The organism is Streptomyces filamentosus (genome assembly GCF_014654895.1).
In the GTDB taxonomy this organism is placed as follows: Bacteria; Actinomycetota; Actinomycetes; order Streptomycetales; family Streptomycetaceae; genus Streptomyces; species Streptomyces filamentosus.
In genome coordinates this window covers 32,902-48,247 of the sequence record NZ_BNBE01000001.1, presented here as the reverse complement: position 1 = coordinate 48,247, position 15,346 = coordinate 32,902, and the positions used below count along the sequence as shown (strand labels likewise).

The 15,346-nt window shown below is 68.3% G+C and carries 21 protein-coding genes; 4 read left to right on the top strand and 17 right to left on the bottom strand.

Going from position 1 to position 15,346, the window contains the following annotated elements; genetic code table 11:
* Positions 1-25: 25 nt before the first annotated feature.
* The 3 genes from IE326_RS00330 to IE326_RS00320 form a co-directional block, all read right to left on the bottom strand.
* On the bottom strand, positions 26-715 hold the full coding sequence (locus IE326_RS00330; RefSeq protein WP_190040435.1) for a hypothetical protein: 690 nt from the start codon (positions 713-715) through the stop codon (positions 26-28).
* Positions 715-1,023, bottom strand: a complete 309-nt coding sequence (locus IE326_RS00325) for a DUF6112 family protein (protein WP_011029048.1) — start codon at positions 1,021-1,023, stop codon at positions 715-717. Before IE326_RS00325 ends, IE326_RS00330 begins: the two co-directional genes overlap by 1 nt.
* An 86-nt stretch (positions 1,024-1,109) precedes the next feature.
* Entirely contained in the window at positions 1,110-2,249 is a 1,140-nt protein-coding gene (locus tag IE326_RS00320; RefSeq protein WP_190040434.1) for a C40 family peptidase, read from the bottom strand.
* Positions 2,250-2,831: 582 nt separating this feature from the next.
* On the opposite strand from IE326_RS00320, the gene IE326_RS00315 reads away from it, so the two are divergent.
* Complete coding sequence (locus IE326_RS00315) at positions 2,832-3,578, top strand: DNA-methyltransferase (RefSeq protein ID WP_190040433.1); 747 nt, start codon at positions 2,832-2,834, stop codon at positions 3,576-3,578.
* A 95-nt stretch (positions 3,579-3,673) separates the two neighbouring features.
* Here the strand turns inward: IE326_RS00315 and IE326_RS00310 are convergent, their stop codons facing one another.
* The 4 genes from IE326_RS00310 to IE326_RS00295 all read right to left on the bottom strand — a co-directional run bounded on the left by IE326_RS00310 (position 3,674) and on the right by IE326_RS00295 (position 7,642).
* Entirely contained in the window at positions 3,674-4,606 is a 933-nt protein-coding gene (locus tag IE326_RS00310) for a DUF5655 domain-containing protein (RefSeq protein ID WP_190042109.1), read from the bottom strand.
* Positions 4,607-4,786: 180 nt separating this feature from the next.
* A complete protein-coding gene (locus tag IE326_RS00305) occupies positions 4,787-5,413 on the bottom strand; it encodes a hypothetical protein (protein WP_229915140.1) in 627 nt (208 codons plus the stop codon).
* Positions 5,410-6,393, bottom strand: coding sequence for a RelA/SpoT-related domain-containing protein (locus tag IE326_RS00300; RefSeq protein WP_190040432.1), 984 nt, complete (start codon positions 6,391-6,393; stop codon positions 5,410-5,412). Before IE326_RS00300 ends, IE326_RS00305 begins: the two co-directional genes overlap by 4 nt.
* Before the next feature lie 43 nt (positions 6,394-6,436).
* On the bottom strand, positions 6,437-7,642 hold the full coding sequence (locus tag IE326_RS00295) for a nucleoid-associated protein (protein WP_373310216.1): 1,206 nt from the start codon (positions 7,640-7,642) through the stop codon (positions 6,437-6,439).
* 1,072 nt (positions 7,643-8,714) lie between these two features.
* Here IE326_RS00295 and IE326_RS00290 point away from each other — a divergent pair.
* Together IE326_RS00290 and IE326_RS00285 are read left to right on the top strand one after the other, a co-directional pair.
* A complete protein-coding gene (locus tag IE326_RS00290; protein ID WP_190040430.1) occupies positions 8,715-9,338 on the top strand; it encodes a GntR family transcriptional regulator in 624 nt (207 codons plus the stop codon).
* A gap of 158 nt (positions 9,339-9,496) precedes the next feature.
* On the top strand, positions 9,497-9,670 hold the full coding sequence (locus IE326_RS00285) for a hypothetical protein (protein ID WP_170313777.1): 174 nt from the start codon (positions 9,497-9,499) through the stop codon (positions 9,668-9,670).
* On the opposite strand, the gene IE326_RS00280 is transcribed toward IE326_RS00285, so the two are convergent.
* A complete protein-coding gene (locus IE326_RS00280) occupies positions 9,667-10,137 on the bottom strand; it encodes a DUF6221 family protein (RefSeq protein WP_190040429.1) in 471 nt (156 codons plus the stop codon). The genes IE326_RS00285 and IE326_RS00280 overlap by 4 nt on opposite strands.
* A gap of 164 nt (positions 10,138-10,301) precedes the next feature.
* Here IE326_RS00280 and IE326_RS00275 point away from each other — a divergent pair, with 164 nt between their 5' ends.
* Positions 10,302-10,496 (top strand): hypothetical protein, encoded by a 195-nt coding sequence (locus IE326_RS00275; RefSeq protein ID WP_190040428.1) that lies wholly within the window; start codon positions 10,302-10,304, stop codon positions 10,494-10,496.
* Between the two features lie 55 nt (positions 10,497-10,551).
* On the opposite strand, the gene IE326_RS41370 is transcribed toward IE326_RS00275, so the two are convergent.
* The 9 genes from IE326_RS41370 to IE326_RS00235 form a co-directional block, all read right to left on the bottom strand.
* Positions 10,552-10,680, bottom strand: coding sequence for a hypothetical protein (locus tag IE326_RS41370; protein WP_268982882.1), 129 nt, complete (start codon positions 10,678-10,680; stop codon positions 10,552-10,554).
* 2 nt (positions 10,681-10,682) lie between these two features.
* Positions 10,683-11,045, bottom strand: a complete 363-nt coding sequence (locus IE326_RS00270; RefSeq protein ID WP_190040427.1) for a hypothetical protein — start codon at positions 11,043-11,045, stop codon at positions 10,683-10,685.
* Entirely contained in the window at positions 11,042-11,479 is a 438-nt protein-coding gene (locus IE326_RS00265; protein ID WP_229915138.1) for a hypothetical protein, read from the bottom strand. The genes IE326_RS00270 and IE326_RS00265 overlap by 4 nt, the downstream gene beginning before the upstream one ends.
* Complete coding sequence (locus IE326_RS00260) at positions 11,480-11,800, bottom strand: hypothetical protein (protein WP_190040426.1); 321 nt, start codon at positions 11,798-11,800, stop codon at positions 11,480-11,482.
* An 11-nt stretch (positions 11,801-11,811) separates the two neighbouring features.
* Positions 11,812-12,636: a peptidoglycan recognition protein family protein gene (locus tag IE326_RS00255; protein ID WP_190040425.1), complete on the bottom strand. Its 825-nt coding sequence runs from the start codon at positions 12,634-12,636 to the stop codon at positions 11,812-11,814.
* 64 nt (positions 12,637-12,700) lie between these two features.
* A complete protein-coding gene (locus IE326_RS00250) occupies positions 12,701-12,952 on the bottom strand; it encodes a hypothetical protein (protein WP_190040424.1) in 252 nt (83 codons plus the stop codon).
* Positions 12,953-12,966: 14 nt separating this feature from the next.
* Positions 12,967-13,557: a hypothetical protein gene (locus IE326_RS00245; RefSeq protein ID WP_190040423.1), complete on the bottom strand. Its 591-nt coding sequence runs from the start codon at positions 13,555-13,557 to the stop codon at positions 12,967-12,969.
* An 11-nt stretch (positions 13,558-13,568) separates the two neighbouring features.
* Complete coding sequence (locus tag IE326_RS00240) at positions 13,569-14,252, bottom strand: hypothetical protein (RefSeq protein WP_229915137.1); 684 nt, start codon at positions 14,250-14,252, stop codon at positions 13,569-13,571.
* Positions 14,249-15,343 carry a DUF5047 domain-containing protein gene (locus tag IE326_RS00235; protein ID WP_190040422.1) on the bottom strand — a complete coding sequence of 365 codons (1,095 nt, stop codon included), beginning with the start codon at positions 15,341-15,343 and terminating at the stop codon, positions 14,249-14,251. Before IE326_RS00235 ends, IE326_RS00240 begins: the two co-directional genes overlap by 4 nt.
* Positions 15,344-15,346: the final 3 nt, after the last annotated feature.

Sequence of the window (15,346 nt, the reverse complement as noted above, 5' to 3'; positions counted from 1 at the left end):
GGGTACCTCCTTTCGTGAACGGGACTCAGGGTGCGACGGACGGCATGACGCCGGCCAGGGCGCAGGGCTGGTTGGGGCGGCACTGGACCGCGAGAGTGGTGGAGCGGCTCTCCGCGCCGCCGACGGGCGAGCCCTTCCAGGCGATCGCCTGCTTCCCCGAGACCGTGACGGCGTAGACGTACGCCTGGGTGATCGCGCCGGGGTCCTCCTGAAGGGCCCGGGTGAAGGCGTTCGGGAAGTGCCCCTCGTTCACGGTGGCCGTGGCGAACTGGCCGTTGGCGGCCATCTCCTTCCACAGCACCGCCAAGGGGATACCTCGGTCGACAGAGGCCGCGTCGGCGTACTTGGCCTCCGGGGTCAGCCACGCGTGCAGAGCGCGCCGCAGTTCGGCCTGCGGGTACGCCCGGGTGTCGTACGACCACAGCGCCGCTGCGGCCGCCTTCCCGAAGGTGATCGGGTCGGTGGTCCTCGGCGGAACCGGCAGGGCGCGGGGGCGGGTGATCACCGTGGGCGGCCCGGACGGCGTGACGGCCGAGGAGGAAGTCGGCGGCGAACTCGGACGCTGGACAGGGGCCTTGGCGGGTGCCCTGCTGTCGCGGGTGAGGTAGGCGGCCAGGCCGGCGAGGGCGAGGAGCATCGCCAGGACGGCGGTGCCGAGCAGCGCCCGGCGGCGCACGCGAGATGCGCCGCCGGGGTTGGAGGAGTGGGAAGACATCAGTGGACCTGCGTCCCCAGCGTGCTGAAGAACGCGACCACGCCGTTCGCGGCGCCGAGCAGGAGGGCCGCGCCGGCGCTCACCAGGACGCCCTTCTTGCCGTTGGCTTCGGCCTGGTGGCCGCCGGAGTGGTGGCCCCAGGCCCACACGCCCGCGCTGACGGCGAGGGCGCCGACCACGGCGATGAGCCCGAAGAGGTTGATGGAGCCCATCACCTGCTTGAGGACGTTCAGGCCCGGCAGGCCGCCCTCGTTCGGCTTGATCCCGGGGTCGTAGGCGAGCTGTATGACCTGTTCGGCGAGATACACGAGAACTCCAGTTTGAATGAAGGCACGCCGAAGCCCGTGAAGGTGGAGCGGCGGTGCGAGAAAGGGGAGAGGGGGAGAGATGCCGGTCAGACGACTCGGCGGACCGCGAGAATCCCGGACTTCCAGGCGGCGACGGTCGTGATGCGGACGACGTCGCCAGTGCGCGGGGCGTGCACGACCAGGCCCTGACCGATGGCCATTCCGACGTGCTCGGGTACGGCGGCCGTTCCCTCGGTGAAGATCAGGTCACCCGGCCGAAGGGCGTCGGCCGAGACCGGCTTGCCCTCCTTTACCTGCGTGTACGTCGTCCGCGTCAGGGTGACCCTGGCGGCCTTGTACGCCTGCTGCATCAAGGAGGAGCAGTCGCACCGGGCCATCGCCGTGTCGCCGTGGGAGTCGGTGCACGTCCCGCCCCACTGGTACGGCGTGCCGAGCTGTCCGAGCGCCCACCGGATCGCCGTCTGGACCTCCCGCGGAGCGGTCGCGGGGATGCTGTACTTCTCGGGCAGCGCGCCGGCTGGGATGGTGCCGAAGTCGGTGCCGTCCCCGTCGGCGGCACAGCCACCCGTGGAGCCGGGCGCAGGACCGTCCGGAACCGGCGACGGTGACGCACCACCGCCACCGCCACCGGTTTTCGGCAGCAGGGGCTCGATGGCCTTCTGCAAGGCCGTGGCCAGCGGCTCCCACTTGGCGTACGCCTCGGGGAAGCCCGACTTCTGCACCGCCTGGGCGGCCTGCGTGACGGACAGGGACTGCCAGCCCGAGACCTGCCGGAGTCCCTCGTAGAACTTGGTCGAGGCGTGCACCGGGTCGAGGATCTCGTTCGCCGTGCCCCAGCCCATCGATGGCCGCTGCTGGAACAGCCCCAGCGAGTCGCGGTCGCCCCAGGTCAGGTTCCGCAGGCCGCTCTCCTGCAGGGCGGTCGCCAGGGCCACGACCTGCCCGCGGGCCGGGATGTTCATCGCGACGCCGGTGGTTTGGATCGTCTTGGCGAAGGGGATCTGCTCGGCCGGATTGTCCAGCCCCGGCACGGAGACCGAAGCCTTGCCGCCGCCATCCAGGATGGCCCTCACCTGGTCGGCGACCGCCGCGGTGTCCACGGACTGCGCGTCACCGATCGGACAGGAAGCCGAAGCGGTTCCGGCGCCGAAGGCGAGGACCGGCACGACCAGCAGCATCGAGCCGGCCGCGCACAGGCCGACGACGCCCTTGGTGGTCTTGTTCATCGCCGCCGCCGTTCACCGGGGCGGCGGGGCCGGCCGGGTGACGGCGTCGGGTCGGGGCGCGGGGGTATCAGGACATGCTGCATCGCAGCGGCTCCTCGGTGTTCGTAGGAGACGCGGTGCCGGCTTCTCGTGCAAAGCCGCCGGCACCGCGCCGATGTGCATCCGCCTCTTGGGCGGGCCCGAGGTCAGAGGAGTTAGCAGCTCCCGAACGCCGGTCTCAGGTCACGCGCGGCAGCCAGCCGCGCTTGTAATCTCAGGCGGTACACAAGGACCTCCGGACGGCATCGGGAAACGTGTGGGCAACGTTCGTTCCTGCTGGCCTGATTGGACGGGAAAGCTCGGATAAGCACAGGTCAGCGAGGTGGAGCGAGGCTCCTTCCCGGCGACACGGCGAGACAGTAGACCGCGATTCCGGCCGCACCAAACGACCTCCGGCCCCGGCCCCGAGCCGCCGCCGCCTCGTTAGGTCCGGCCGGAATCCACGGCTAACCTCCGGCACAACCCCGCCAGAGACGAGCGCCGTTGCGCGCTGTCCGGCATGGGTTCCACGACCCTCCGCCCCCCGTAGAGAGGCCCTCCCCTATGAGCTACACGTTGCACCGAGGCGACGCCCTGACCGTCCTGAAGACACTCCCGGACGAGAGCGTCAACGCGGTGATCACCGACCCTCCGTACAACTCCGGCGGCCGTACGAGCTCGGAACGCACCGGCCGCACCGCGCGCGCCAAGTACGTCACCAGTAACTCGGCACACGACCTCGCCAACTTCCCTGGCGAGAACCGCGACCAGCGCTCGTACCGCTCCTGGCTGACCGAACTGCTCACCGAGGCGTACCGGGCCTCCACCGAGCACGCGATCGCCATGGTCTTCACCGACTGGCGCCAGGAACCGACCACGACCGACGCCCTGCAGATGGCCGGCTGGACCTGGAGCGGCACCCTCCCGTGGATCAAGCCCGCCAGCCGGCCCCGCAAGGGCGGGCCGAAGCAGGACTCCGAGTTCATCGTCTGGGGCGTCAAGGGCTCCCTCGACCACTCCCGCGACCTCTACCTGCCTGGCCACTACATCGCCTCGCAGCCCCGCAAGGGCCGGGTCCACATCACCCAGAAGCCCGTCGAGATCATGCGGCAGCTCGTCCAGGTCTGCCCCGAGGGCGGCACCGTCCTCGACCCGTTCACCGGCAGCGGCTCCACGGGCGTCGCAGCCCTCCGGGAAGGCCGGAACTTCGTCGGCGTCGAACTCTCCCCGCACTACGCCGACGTCGCCGAACAGCGCCTGCGTGCCGAACTGGAACAGGACGACTTCACCCTCGCCGGACCGGAGAGCTGATCATGAGAAACGAGAAGCCGGGGCCGGCGGACCACAGACACCGAAGGGCGGCTGGAACATCGAGAACCGATGCTCCAGCCGCCCTTCCGCTTGTCTCAGGCCGCCTCGAACGCCCGCCGGATCAACGGCGCCGCCTTCTCCAGGTCCGCCGCCGACGCGACACGAACCTCCAGGTCCCCCGTCCCGAGATGCCCGATACCGCGCATGTCCCGGGTGAAGCCCTCCTCCAGCACGACCGTGTCCGGGTCGAGTCTGAGATAGACCAGGATCACCTCGTGCTTCGGACGGAACAGGACCGAGGCCACGTTCACCAGCCGCCGGTAGGCGACGTAGTGCTTGAGGGGCACCACCTCGACCTCGCCCCACGCCGTCAGCGCCTCGTCCACCTCCCCGAACAGATCCCGAAGGCAATCCGGAACAAGACCGGCGCCCGCCGGCGCCGGAGCCGCCGGGGCCACCGCAGCGTCCTCGGCCCCCGCGTCCCGAGCGCGGCTCCGCCGGGGCGCCGCGCTCGGGACGCCGGGCGAGGAGTCCACCAGCAGCAGGCTCAGCAGCCCGCCCTCGAAGACCCGGTAGCGCACCAGGTCGATCCGCTCGGGCACCCTCTGGACGGCCACGCGGTCGTGGTGCGAGAAACCGGCCGCGATGCAGACCATCCGCGGACGCCGCCAGTCGACGGACTCGGCCGCCTCCGCGCCGAGCACCTTCCTGACGAGTGCCTCGAACTCGTGGTGTGCCGACTCCAGCCACGCCATGTACGAGACGGCCTGCGACAGCACCCCGCTGTCGGAGCCCTTCTTGAACTCGATCACCACCGGACTGCCGTTCTCATCCAGCCCGAGCGTGTCGATCCGCCCCCGATGCCACGGACCGGTCGCGTACTCCGACGCCAGGAACCGGATCCCGAGCATCTGCTCCAGCCCGGCCTCGACCCGCCGCTGCAGCTCCACCTCCAGCGCCACCGTCGACCCGGACAGCTCGACATCCCGCCCGTCCGCGTCCTGCCGGAACAACATCAAGTCGACCATCAGCGCCCCTCCCGTGATCTCTAAGAGGAAGCAATCAACGAGGGGCTGCGGATATTCCGCTCGGGAGTCCCTAAGGAGCTTCACGCGGGTCGCCTTTGCGCCTTTTTGGGGCGGGCGCGTCGGATGGTGCGATCGTGAAGTATCCGAACGTATGTGGTCTCAATTTGCGTGCCAGCTGCCTCAGGTAAGTGTGGCGCTGGGGTCAGGTTGGGAAGGCACTGCTGGGCTAGTGAGAAGGGCGGTCTGTTGGGCGAGCTTGCGGTAGCCGGTCTCGGTGAGGGCGCTCCAGGCGCGATAAAAGCCGAAGGAAGTCACCGCGCCGAGCAGTGTGGTGACGCAGAGGATGAGCGCACGATCGTCGAAGGTGTAGCGCAACATGGCCAGGTCTGCCGTAAGGGTCAAGGCGATGACATTGAGAATCCATCCGCGGCAGATGCGCATGCGCGAGCGGGCGTAGTCCGCCCGCGCCGCCTGGATAGGGTTATCGGCCAGGCGTAGGCGCGCCTGGGCGTAGACGCCATCAGATGGGAAGTGATGGATGCGAAGGCGTCGCCGCCGGGGGGCCAGGATCGTGTCAGCGGCTCGGTCGATGAGAATTCCTAGAGCGTAGGCGGCGGCAAGTGCCACGCCAGCGATCAGGGAGGAATCCGCTGCAGGCGCAAGCTTGCTCGTGTTTGCGGGGCCTATGAGGGCGATGAATAGCAGAACTGCTGCAGCCAGTGTGCCGATACCGACCACGAGGACCTCGATGAACATCGCGGTGGCGGCCGCAAGGGCTGGGGGTTCTGCTTGTGTTGAGTTCGTCATAGTCCGGTTCCCCAGATTTGTGCCATATCGGAGAGCATGGTTTCCGGTAGCTCGCTCTTCTGCCAGGCGCTCTTAAGGCGGAAGCGTGCACGGTGGAGCCGCTCGAAGATGATCAGGCTTTCTGGTTGGCTGGCCAGTAGATAGCGGCCATGCTTCAAGAAGTGGGCGCTGGTTGGACCGTAGTCGGCGTAAGCTCGCTCGATGCGTTCACGGAAGACTTCGGTGAATTCGAGTAGCTGCTCACCATAGGTGGTGTCGTCATCGATCGTCTGGGACAGGACGTCGATCGTGTCACGCGAGAGGTCTCTGCTGTAAGGGTGATCGGTGAACGTGCGGTAGCGCTGTTCGGCCATCGAGAGGAGACGGTTGCCGTGAGCGAGATCGGGATGCTGTGTCAACGCTTCAACCCCCCGTTCGACTTCAAGGTCGAACAGCTCGACCAGTGCGATCAGACGGTACAGCGAGCGACTGACATCAGCTGGAGGCTCGACGCCAGGCTTGTAGAGGAGCCGGTGGGACATGCGCGACCACAAGTCGACAGCTTCTGTGCGTAGTTGGATCTCGCACTCGTACGGGACGCCGTCTGGGTCTGCCAATCCGCCGACCATGATGGCCTGGACGTGCAGGCGTGGGTAGCGCAGATGGTCTACATAGCCAGGATCCTTGCGGGCGTCCTCCACCCTGACGATGTCGAGGCACCCTTTGATGGCTTCCAGGACCGGGTCGAGGAGGCCTCGGTGCGGCACGACGACACGTAGGCCGGCCTTGTCGGTTATCTGCTTCCAGGGATCGGTGTAGCGCTTGCGGTAGATCTTGGTCTTGAAGCTGCTGACCTCCTTCGCGCGGGCGGTTACCTCACAGTTGATCCCTTTGCGGGTAGTGCAGTGGATAAGGTGTTTTTTTGTCGCTTCGGCGGCTTCCTCGATACGCGGAAGCTCTTGCTGGTAGCGTTGGAAGGCCTCGTCGGCGGTTAGAGGCATGAATGTCTCAACGTCAGTTCGGAGGTAGAAGCGCTGCTGACGATCACGTTTGCGCCGGCGGGAGTGAGTGGACGACCTTGGCGCGCAAGGATCGAGTCGGGGCACCGAGAATGCTTTCGAGACCGGGGATCGTCTCTGCTTGAGAAGGCAGCTCTACGGGTTGCTCGGGCAGCTTGGGTGGACGCCCGGCCGCAGCGCCACTACTGGTATTGGCGAGAGTGTCGGTGACAGTGACCGTGGTTCGCCCGTCCCCGAGGTCCTTCACAGCCACGGTGCCGTCCTGAACGGCCTCCAGCGGTGCAACCAGGAAAGCTCCGCTGGCAAGATCGACTCGCACCTTCTGCAGCCGGTTGCCGATGAGGTCGGTGTTCTTGTCGAAGGTACGGAGAGGGACATCGTTCGTCTGCAGGAACTCCGCGAAGTCGTCTCGGTGCGGTTCTTGGAGATGGGTTTCGATGAAGTTCGCGGGGTCCAGAGCACCGGCGGAGCTCTGGAGCTCAACCATGACGGCCATGAGATAGTCCACGCGCACGTCGGAGTCGGAAGTTCTGAAGCGGCTGTTCACCCAGTCCATGGCGACGTCGTGGAAGCGTCGGGTCAGCTCTCGGGGGTCGTTCTGATGCCGGCAGCCGAGGAACCTCTCAAGGAAGAACTGCGCCACGTCCTTGCCTGATGTCTGGGGGTCGGCAGCCCACCCCTGAAGCTTCTGCCCGCCCATTCCCTCCTCGGAGAAGAGGGCAACCTTGTACACCTTTGATCTCTCGGTGAACAGTAGATTGGCGAGATACTGCATATCGAAGGTTCGCAAGCCGTCAGTGAGGATCTCGTTCGCTTGCATGCCTGTCTCCTGCTCCAGCTTGACCATCAGGAGCGCCGACTGGTTGTCCAGACGGGCAGCGGCAACCAGGAGGAGGCCCGCCGAGCTGGATCCGTTCTGGCTGTCACGAAGCGCATGGGCGAGCTCACCCGAGACCTCAACCAGATCCTGCTTGCCGGTCAGAAACGCCCGGACAGCATCGGGCAGGCCGGATTTGAGCTCGGGATCCTCAACGACCTCACGGCCCAGACGCCCGAGGACATCACGGAGCTTCCCCTGCAAGGCCGTGCGTCCCCCGTCATCGAGCCTGCAGGCCGTCTCGCTCAGTACGAGTGGCGGAGGGTCTTCTCCTCTGGGGCGCTGAGGCACCACATGCACGATGGCCCGTTCTACGACAAGGTCACCGAAGTCGGTCCGCACATCCCACCCCATGTATCCCCGCCCGTACCCCGAGGGTCGGGCGCTTCCTATCTCCAGACGCACTCCGGGAGGTTGGGGGACCTTCCCGATGCACCCCTGTGCGGTTCTGCCTCGGTCATCTCGCACACCTCATGACAGAGGCTCGTCGGCCGCGCTGTCTCTGTCACATGCCAGAAAACCGTGTCGCTCATCGTAGCGGGGCGGGCACAGGTTCCGGATGGAGCGCGAGTGATGGCTGAACTTATGCGGTGGGAGACGCGTCCAGCAACCGACAGTTGTATGTCGGGAGCGAACGTTAGGCGGTCGATCCGTCGAGGTTGCCGTCGCTGTGAGGACGCCAGCGGTCTGTTCGCCCCGATCCGAACTGCATGACAAGCGAACTGGCTGACCGGCACGACGGAACCTTCCTAGCACCAGATTTCGGCCGGGGGAAACCGCGAAGATGGCGAAACCTGGAGGGGCGGCTGCTCGAAGCCGCCCCTCCAGTGGAGGGCTGGTCGATGCCTCGCGGAGGGTGAGATGGTGCTGAAGACGGACATCCTGAGCAAGGGCGAGTGCCTGCAGGATTTCTGGGATCTCGCATCCACCTTTTCGGCGGCTCGACAGCCTGGCGGAATCTCTGACCGTAACCGTCTGACCTGCACTTACTCAGTGCAGTACGTCATGGATTGGTCAACAACCACCCTTGGTTGGTCAAGATCGTCTCCCACTCGTTTCCCAGTCCCCCACCACATAGACCAGGGCCAGACCGCACGGCACCCTCGAAGGCGTCAACAGCGGTCTGGCCCTGGCATTTGGCCAACGAGCATCTCGCGCGGGAATTACCCCCTGAGAGAGACTCGCCGGTGCGACCACCCGCCGTACTGGGGCGGGTGGCCGCGAGAACCGCCTCCTGCTCGCACGCGGGGTACAGGCGAACCGGGAGCGGCTCCGTCGGCACCAGCGGGACCTGAACCCGCCGTGCCGAACCCTCTGTGCAGTTGCTCTGTGGCCCACAGCGTGCCCGGCGCCACCTTGATATATCAAGCGCCCGACGCGGCTCGTACTGTGCGAACCTCACTCGTGATCATGATCAGAGGTCGCCATGTCAGCCGACGCGCGCTACCGCCGCATCGCCGCTGACATCCACGCCCGCATCCAGGCCGGCGAGTGGGCGCCAGGAGAAGCTCTGCCGTCGCGCAAGCTCATGGCCGGCCAGTACACCGTGCACGAGCAGACCGTGCGCCTCGCCTACGTTCTCCTCCGACAGGCTGGAATTCTCGACGGAGAGCAGCGCAAGGGCGTCTACGTGGCGCACCCTCCTGCTATGCGCACCCTCACGGACCCCGACGCCCCGTGGCCCTACGGCGCCGAACTCACCGACACCACGCCCTGCCGGGCGACCGCCGAGCTCGCCGGCCGCCTCGCAGTCCCGGAAGGAACCGCCCTTCGGCGCGAGGTCGTCGAGTGCATGGACCCGGGCGGCCGGTCCGCGATGGTCGTCACCTCGTGGTGGCGCGCACCGCGCCGCCCGCACGCGTCCTTCGTGGTCGAGGTCGGCGTCCGGCCGGTCACCGAGGAGGAGGCCCGCTCGCTCAGGCTGCTGGTGGACGCGATGGCGTACCGGCTGGTGCGGACGCGCCTCGGCGAAGACGGGCGCCCCGTTGAGACCGCTGATGTCGTCCTCCCTATGGACCGATGGCTGATCCGCCTGAGCGGCATGAGGTAGCACATCAGCGGGGGCGCCCAGCAGTGCAGGGCCTGACGCACATTACGCAGTGTGCCGAACGTTTCCCTTCGGCAACAGTGGGGCGCTGCAGATACTTGGAATCTGTCGTTCTCTACAAGTTGTGGAAGCCGTCAGTCCCACCCCGTAGGCTTGCCCCCATGTCCGAGCACTCCCGCCCCGCCACCCGCACCGCCGATCCTGCCGTCATCAACTGCCGGATCCGTGCCCTGCTGCGCGCTGGCGAGCTGACGGCCGAGGGGCGCGCGGAGTACGGCCGGCTGCTCGTCGAGTGGGATGCCGCCGTCCAGGCCGAGCAGGAGCTCGCGGCCTAGAGAGGCCGCCACTCCTCGCGGTAGTCCAGGTGACCGTCGTAGATGGAGGCGAGCAGACGGAGCGTGGCGCAGGGGTAAGCGGTCTCGGGGAACTGCTTGGGCGGCTCACAGGAACGGCAGACCCGGGTCGTGTCGAAGTGGGCTGCGCCACCGCCCGCGTGCAGGATGACGGGCTCGTGCAGGGCGACGATCTTCCGCTTGGCTTCGACCTCGGCCAGCACCCGCTCGGGATCGTGACGGGCGATGTGGCCGGCGGCGCCATCGGCCACGCACAGACCCCACGCGTCGTGCCCAATGCCTGCCAGCACCTCGGTCTCGTCGTCGCCCGGGTTGTGGACGAGAGTCGGACCGCACTGCCCCCACACGTCCTCCTTGGGCGTCCAGCTCCAGGGGCCCGGAACGGTGCTGCGAGCGATCCGCTCGTCTTCGTCGAGGCGGGCGCGGAGGAACGCGACCAGGTCTTGCACGGGGCCTCCCGGTTGGTGTCCCGCCCGTCGGTCGCTGTCCCGACGGGCGGGTCCGAGCATCGCGTCAGCCAGAAGACGCTGATGTTGGCCCGAGTCTACGACTGGCCGCCGACAGTCCGGGGTGCCGTCGCAGCGCTGTCAGGGGCGCCGCTTACGATGCGACCGTGGCGATCGAACTCCCTGACGAACTGATCAAACTCGAAGAGCAGGCGTGGGCCGAGCAGCAGGCTGGCGCGCTCACCGTGGAAACGGCAGCCGCCGTACAGGCCGCAGTCACTGAGCACGCGACGGCCATCGGGGAGCCGCGGTTCGCCGTCGAGGCCGCGCTGAAGAAGAAGGTCCGACACCCGGACGCATGACCCCGGACATGACGAAGCCGCCCCCTCCCGAAGGAGGGGGCGTTGCCGTCGGGCCTCAGGGGGTCTCGTCAGGCGGCGGTACGACGTCGGGCTCGTGCGGCGGGTCGGCAACCCCCATGTCGGCGAGCGTCTCCCCATCGGCCTCGATGGCGACAGGCAGAGGTCGCAGCGGCTTCAGCTCCATGCTCACACCCCTGTCCGGTTGTACTCCTGGACGAGCTCGTGCGGGTCGGGCGGCTTGCCGACCGGGTCGCGGGCCCACCGGTACAGCTCGTCCACCGTCCACGAGAAGGCCCGGACGAGGGACTCCAGACGGAGCAGCCGGCCTCGCAGCGACCCGTTCTCCTCGTCCACCCGCTTCACCGTCGCCTGCAGGACAGCCAGGTCGGCCGCTTGCTGCGCCGGCGCGGCGTTCGCGCGGGCGGCTGCTTCAGTGGCCGCTGCCGTAGCCCTCGCAGCCCGCACCGTGGCGCGGCCGACGAAGAGGCCGCCGCCGCCCAGGATGCTGCCGGCGGCCGTGATCACAGCCGCCCATTCACCGACGTTCATCCGGCCTCTCTCCGGCCGCGCGGAGACTTGGGGACCGAGTACTCGGGCACCGTCGCGGCCCACATGATGACCGCCACATGGGAGGTCAGGTACCAGACCGCGACGAACGCGCCGCGGGAGTAGTCGCCGGTGAGGACGGCCGCCAGGTAGGCGACGGACCACACCGAGGGGGGTATCAGGGCGGCGAGGAAGCCGACCCTGTCGCGGCCGATACGCGCGAACGCGGAGCCGGCGGTGATGGCGCCGCAGACGATCCACAGCCAGGCCCAGTCCTGCAGCCCGCGCCACTGGGTCAGCAGCCGCAGGCCAACGGGCTCGGGAGGATCGACGAGGAAGCTCGCGCCCCAGCAGATCTTGCCGACGCCGAAGATGAGGAGGATCGCGCCGCGGCGGCCCAAGTGCTTCCGGACTCGCCGCAGCGTCGCGCCCGTCACCTACACCCCCCGGGGTGCCCGGGCGGTGACGAGCGCGTCCTGGGCCCGGCCGGAGACGCCGGTGGGCTTCCACAGGCCGAAGTGTGCGAGAACCGCGGTCGCGAAGGACACGAGGGCGAGCACGGCTGCGGTGCCGGCGTCCCAGCCGGGCCCCGGGTTGGCGAGCTCGATGACGAACCCGTTGAGGGCGGTGAGCGCGAGCAGCAGGACGGCCTTCGTGCCGGCGTGCGTGACGCGTGTCGTCACCAGTCCGACGAGGATGGGCAGGACGACGGAGATGAGCAGGCCGAGCCAGTAGGCGCGGTCGAGGTCGACGGTCATGAGTGGTCCGTTCAGTTGGCGAGGCGGGCGGAGATGTCGGTCGAGACGCGGGCTGCGATCTGCTTGACGAGGGCGCTGACCTGGTCGGGGGTCATGCCGCCCGTCGCGGTGATGCGGACTGTCTTGTCGACGTCGCGCAGGATCTGGTTCATGTCCCGCGTGTCGGTGAGGCCCTCCTGCTTGTACTGCCAGGGCGCGATGCGCTGCTTGTCCTCGATGCGCTTCACCGCGGCTGTGAGGCCCTTCACGGCGACGGCCAGGTCGGCGAGCTGCTTGGCCTGCTCGGGGGTCATGTCTTCCTCCTCGGTGCTGGTCGCGCGGGCGACGATGCCCGGGAACACGACCTTTCTGAACTGCTCGATGCGGGCCTTGCCAGGGCAGGCCGTCCCGCTGACGGCCCACTCGGGGTGCAGGGAGTGGTAGCCGTAGCCCGGGTCGTCCCAGGAGCGGCAGATCCGCAGCGGGATCCCATGTCGCTGGTGCAGCCAGACGCCGAGCTTGATCAGCTCCTCGACCTGCTCGGCCGTCCACGGGTCCGTGTGCTGCAGGTTCGAAGCCGTCTCGATGGAGACAGCGCCCGTCCCGTCCGCGCGGCGGTTGGCCCGGTAGTTGGCGTCGGCTCGGGTCTCGGTGCCGATGTACTGGCCGATGTCGCCGGCGTAGCCGAGACCGAAGTGGCTGTCGAGGTTGGTCGAGTCGCGCCAGTACTCGTACATGCGGCGCGCCGCCCATGGGGCCGCGATGCTGTGCAGGATGAACTGCGTCGGCCTGATGGCCGGCTGCTGATCAGACTCCGGCTGTAGCTCCATCTTGATGGCGCCGGGGTACCAGGCCATGGGGCCTCCAGACATGACGAAACCCCGGCCGGTCGGCGCGGGGCGGGCGAGGAACAGGGGTGGGCTACGGGGTCTCGGGCTGGGTGAGCTGGAGCTCGGCGCTCGTGGACTCGTGTCGGAGGATGTTGGTCACCCCGACCTGGAGCTGCTCGGTGAGCCGGTTCGCGAGGGCGATCACCTCGGTCTCGATGGCCTGGCTGTCGAGGTCGGTCCGGGCCGGCACGTTGACGAGCACGGGGACGCCGCCGGTGAAGTCGGACCAGAGGTTGATGCGGTAGACGACGCCGTCAGGGTCAACCTGTGGGAGACGGATCATGAAGGGGCTCCAGGTCAGGTGAGGGAGTAGCGGCAGCTGTCGAGCGACAGCCACGAGGTTGCGGTGCCGGTGCCGGGCGGGATGATGACCGAGATCTCCCCGGTAGTCCCGACCTCGATGCGGGCGTAGATGTGGGAGGACACGTAGCCCGTCGCGGCAGGGAAGTAGCGGAAAAACGCGGGTCGGACAGCGGCGGGCAGCGTGGCAATGGTGAAGGAGGCCCCCTTGTCGAAAGGGGCGGCCGAGCTGCGTTCGACGGTGCCGCGCAGTTCGACGGTGTCGCCGCTGACCCGGTAGGAGGGCGTGCCCGTTTTCGCCGCGAAGCCAGCCGCGAAGGTGATGGGGACCCAGGGGCCTGAGCTGATGCTGCGCCAGGTGCCGTCACTCATCCGGCCCTCGTACCGGTCCTCGGCGGCGAGGTACACCATCTGCCCGGGTACGGGGGCCTGGTCGCCGACGAGAGTGGCATTCCGTTCGGATGCGGAGCTGAATCGCAGGACTGTCTGGCCGACGATGTCGTCCATGCCTGTGGCGTTGAGGCTGATGTTGGGGGCGTCGGTGAGGGCAGGGACGACGATCCCCTGCCCGTAGGAGTCGGTGGCCACGTGGGACCCTTCTACGCGATCTGATAGGTGACGCCGAAGGAGGCGTAGTCGGTGCTCGCCCAGGTGAAAGGGGTGGCGAAGCGCCATTCGGTGGCGGCGGACCCTGCCGCGGTGACTGCACTGATGCCGACGAGGTAGGAAGTGCCGCCGATGACACGGCACATGCCCGGGTAGTAGGCGGTGCCGGCGTCGGAGCACATGGCCGATCCGGCCCAGAACATCGACGCGCTGGGCAGAGCCGCGGACGTGAAGGGCAGGCCCCACCGCAGGGTGCCGGTTCCGAAGGTGGTCGTCGTACCGGCCACGAACGACAGCCTGACGGTGCACTCATCGCCACGGAGCGTGTACTTCGCGTCGACGAGCGCGTTCCCGGCAGCGGCGCCGCCACCGGCCGAGACGAACGTGGGCGTGTAGCTGACCCAGGCGGTACCGGCGTCGGAGGGCGCGGTGCGGCCGAGGGCCAGCCATGAGCCCTTCCCGGACACGGTGACGACGATGAGGTCGCCGACCACGGGGGCGAGGTAGGTCTCCATGCGGCGGGCGATGATGCCGTCGGTGGTGGTGACGGTGCCGTCGCTGCCGACAGCGGAGACGGTCGCGAGGTGGAAATCGGCGCCCTTCACTCCGGGATTGGCGCGCGCTGCACTGAGTGTGTTGCGCCGGAGGGCGGCCGCCAGATCACTCGCACCGCTCACGTGCCCTCCTTCGCCGAGATGGTCCGGATCGTGAAGTCGCCCGAGACGTCCAGCGGGACAGTGAAGCTGCTCGCCTGGTGGAGCTCCTTGGTGCCGTCCGGGTAGACGACCCGCAGCACGTCACCGGGCGCGAGCGCCGGGTTCGGCAGAGACGAAATGTCCGCGGTCGCGTTCGGGGCGCGCGCGGACTGGAGCAGCAGCGTCGCGGCCTGCGTACAGGCGCCGACCGTGATCAGAGTGGAGCTGGAGTAGAACGTGGGCCGGCGCCCGAACTGCCCGGACCAGTAGGTGGGGCTGCCCGGGTCGTTGTCGACGACGAGCGAGCTCACCGGCGGCGTTGCGGTCTCCGTCGACTCGCCGCGGGCCAGCACCCCGTTGTAGACGCCGTCGGCCGACATGGTGCGGTCGGCCTTGATGTAGGCGCCGCCCTCGCCGGCCGCGATCGTCCACGCCGGTGTGGCGGTCAGCAGGTCCGGCAGCGGGGCGATGACGAACACGCCGTCCGGATCCGCGTACACCTCGCATCCGATCGCGGCCGCCACCTCGACCGCCGCCTCCCACGGATCGGCCTCGACGTCCCAGGTGCGGGCGCCGATCGCCGCGTCGGTGGCCGCGCTGCTGTCGACCGGGGCGTCCGGCAGACTCCGCCGGATCAGGGCGGTGACCGCGGACACCGCGGTGCCGCTGGCCCTCCACGGGGCCGTGAATTTGTCGTCGGAGACGACCGCCTCCAGGCCCTTGCCCTGCAAGGTGACCGGGCCCTCGTCGACGTCCCCGGAGATCTCGTCGACGCGGAAGATTCCGAGCGGCACCAGCTCGCGGGTTCCGTCCGTGTAGACGACACCGCGGGCCACCCGGACCCGGGCGCCGTACACGCCCAGCTTCGCTGCAGGGTCCCTCGGGATGAGGCTGGTGTCCGCCAGAGTGATGGAGCAGGTGCGGCGGACCGACGACCCGCGGTCCACCGCCACCGAACCGCCCGTATGGGCCAGCTGCTCCACGATGCCGTCCGTGCGGTACAGCGCCACCTCCGTGGCAGGCGTGTGGGACGCGGCGATCGCGGCGAGGAACCGGTCGGATACGGGGTACATCGA

Excerpts from the sequence above, each read along its gene's own strand:
- IE326_RS00330 (WP_190040435.1), bottom strand. The coding sequence starts at position 715 with ATGTCTTCCCACTCCTCCAACCCCGGCGGCGCATCTCGCGTGCGCCGC.
- IE326_RS00320 (WP_190040434.1), bottom strand. The coding sequence starts at position 2,249 with ATGAACAAGACCACCAAGGGCGTCGTCGGCCTGTGCGCGGCCGGCTCG.
- IE326_RS00315 (WP_190040433.1), top strand. The coding sequence starts at position 2,832 with ATGAGCTACACGTTGCACCGAGGCGACGCCCTGACCGTCCTGAAGACA.
- IE326_RS00310 (WP_190042109.1), bottom strand. The coding sequence starts at position 4,606 with ATGGTCGACTTGATGTTGTTCCGGCAGGACGCGGACGGGCGGGATGTC.
- IE326_RS00305 (WP_229915140.1), bottom strand. The coding sequence starts at position 5,413 with ATGACGAACTCAACACAAGCAGAACCCCCAGCCCTTGCGGCCGCCACC.
- IE326_RS00300 (WP_190040432.1), bottom strand. The coding sequence starts at position 6,393 with ATGCCTCTAACCGCCGACGAGGCCTTCCAACGCTACCAGCAAGAGCTT.
- IE326_RS00295 (WP_373310216.1), bottom strand. The coding sequence starts at position 7,642 with ATGGGGTGGGATGTGCGGACCGACTTCGGTGACCTTGTCGTAGAACGG.
- IE326_RS00290 (WP_190040430.1), top strand. The coding sequence starts at position 8,715 with ATGTCAGCCGACGCGCGCTACCGCCGCATCGCCGCTGACATCCACGCC.
- IE326_RS00285 (WP_170313777.1), top strand. The coding sequence starts at position 9,497 with ATGTCCGAGCACTCCCGCCCCGCCACCCGCACCGCCGATCCTGCCGTC.
- IE326_RS41370 (WP_268982882.1), bottom strand. The coding sequence starts at position 10,680 with ATGGAGCTGAAGCCGCTGCGACCTCTGCCTGTCGCCATCGAGGCCGAT.
- IE326_RS00270 (WP_190040427.1), bottom strand. The coding sequence starts at position 11,045 with ATGAACGTCGGTGAATGGGCGGCTGTGATCACGGCCGCCGGCAGCATC.
- IE326_RS00260 (WP_190040426.1), bottom strand. The coding sequence starts at position 11,800 with ATGACCGTCGACCTCGACCGCGCCTACTGGCTCGGCCTGCTCATCTCC.
- IE326_RS00255 (WP_190040425.1), bottom strand. The coding sequence starts at position 12,636 with ATGGCCTGGTACCCCGGCGCCATCAAGATGGAGCTACAGCCGGAGTCT.
- IE326_RS00250 (WP_190040424.1), bottom strand. The coding sequence starts at position 12,952 with ATGATCCGTCTCCCACAGGTTGACCCTGACGGCGTCGTCTACCGCATC.
- IE326_RS00235 (WP_190040422.1), bottom strand. The coding sequence starts at position 15,343 with ATGTACCCCGTATCCGACCGGTTCCTCGCCGCGATCGCCGCGTCCCAC.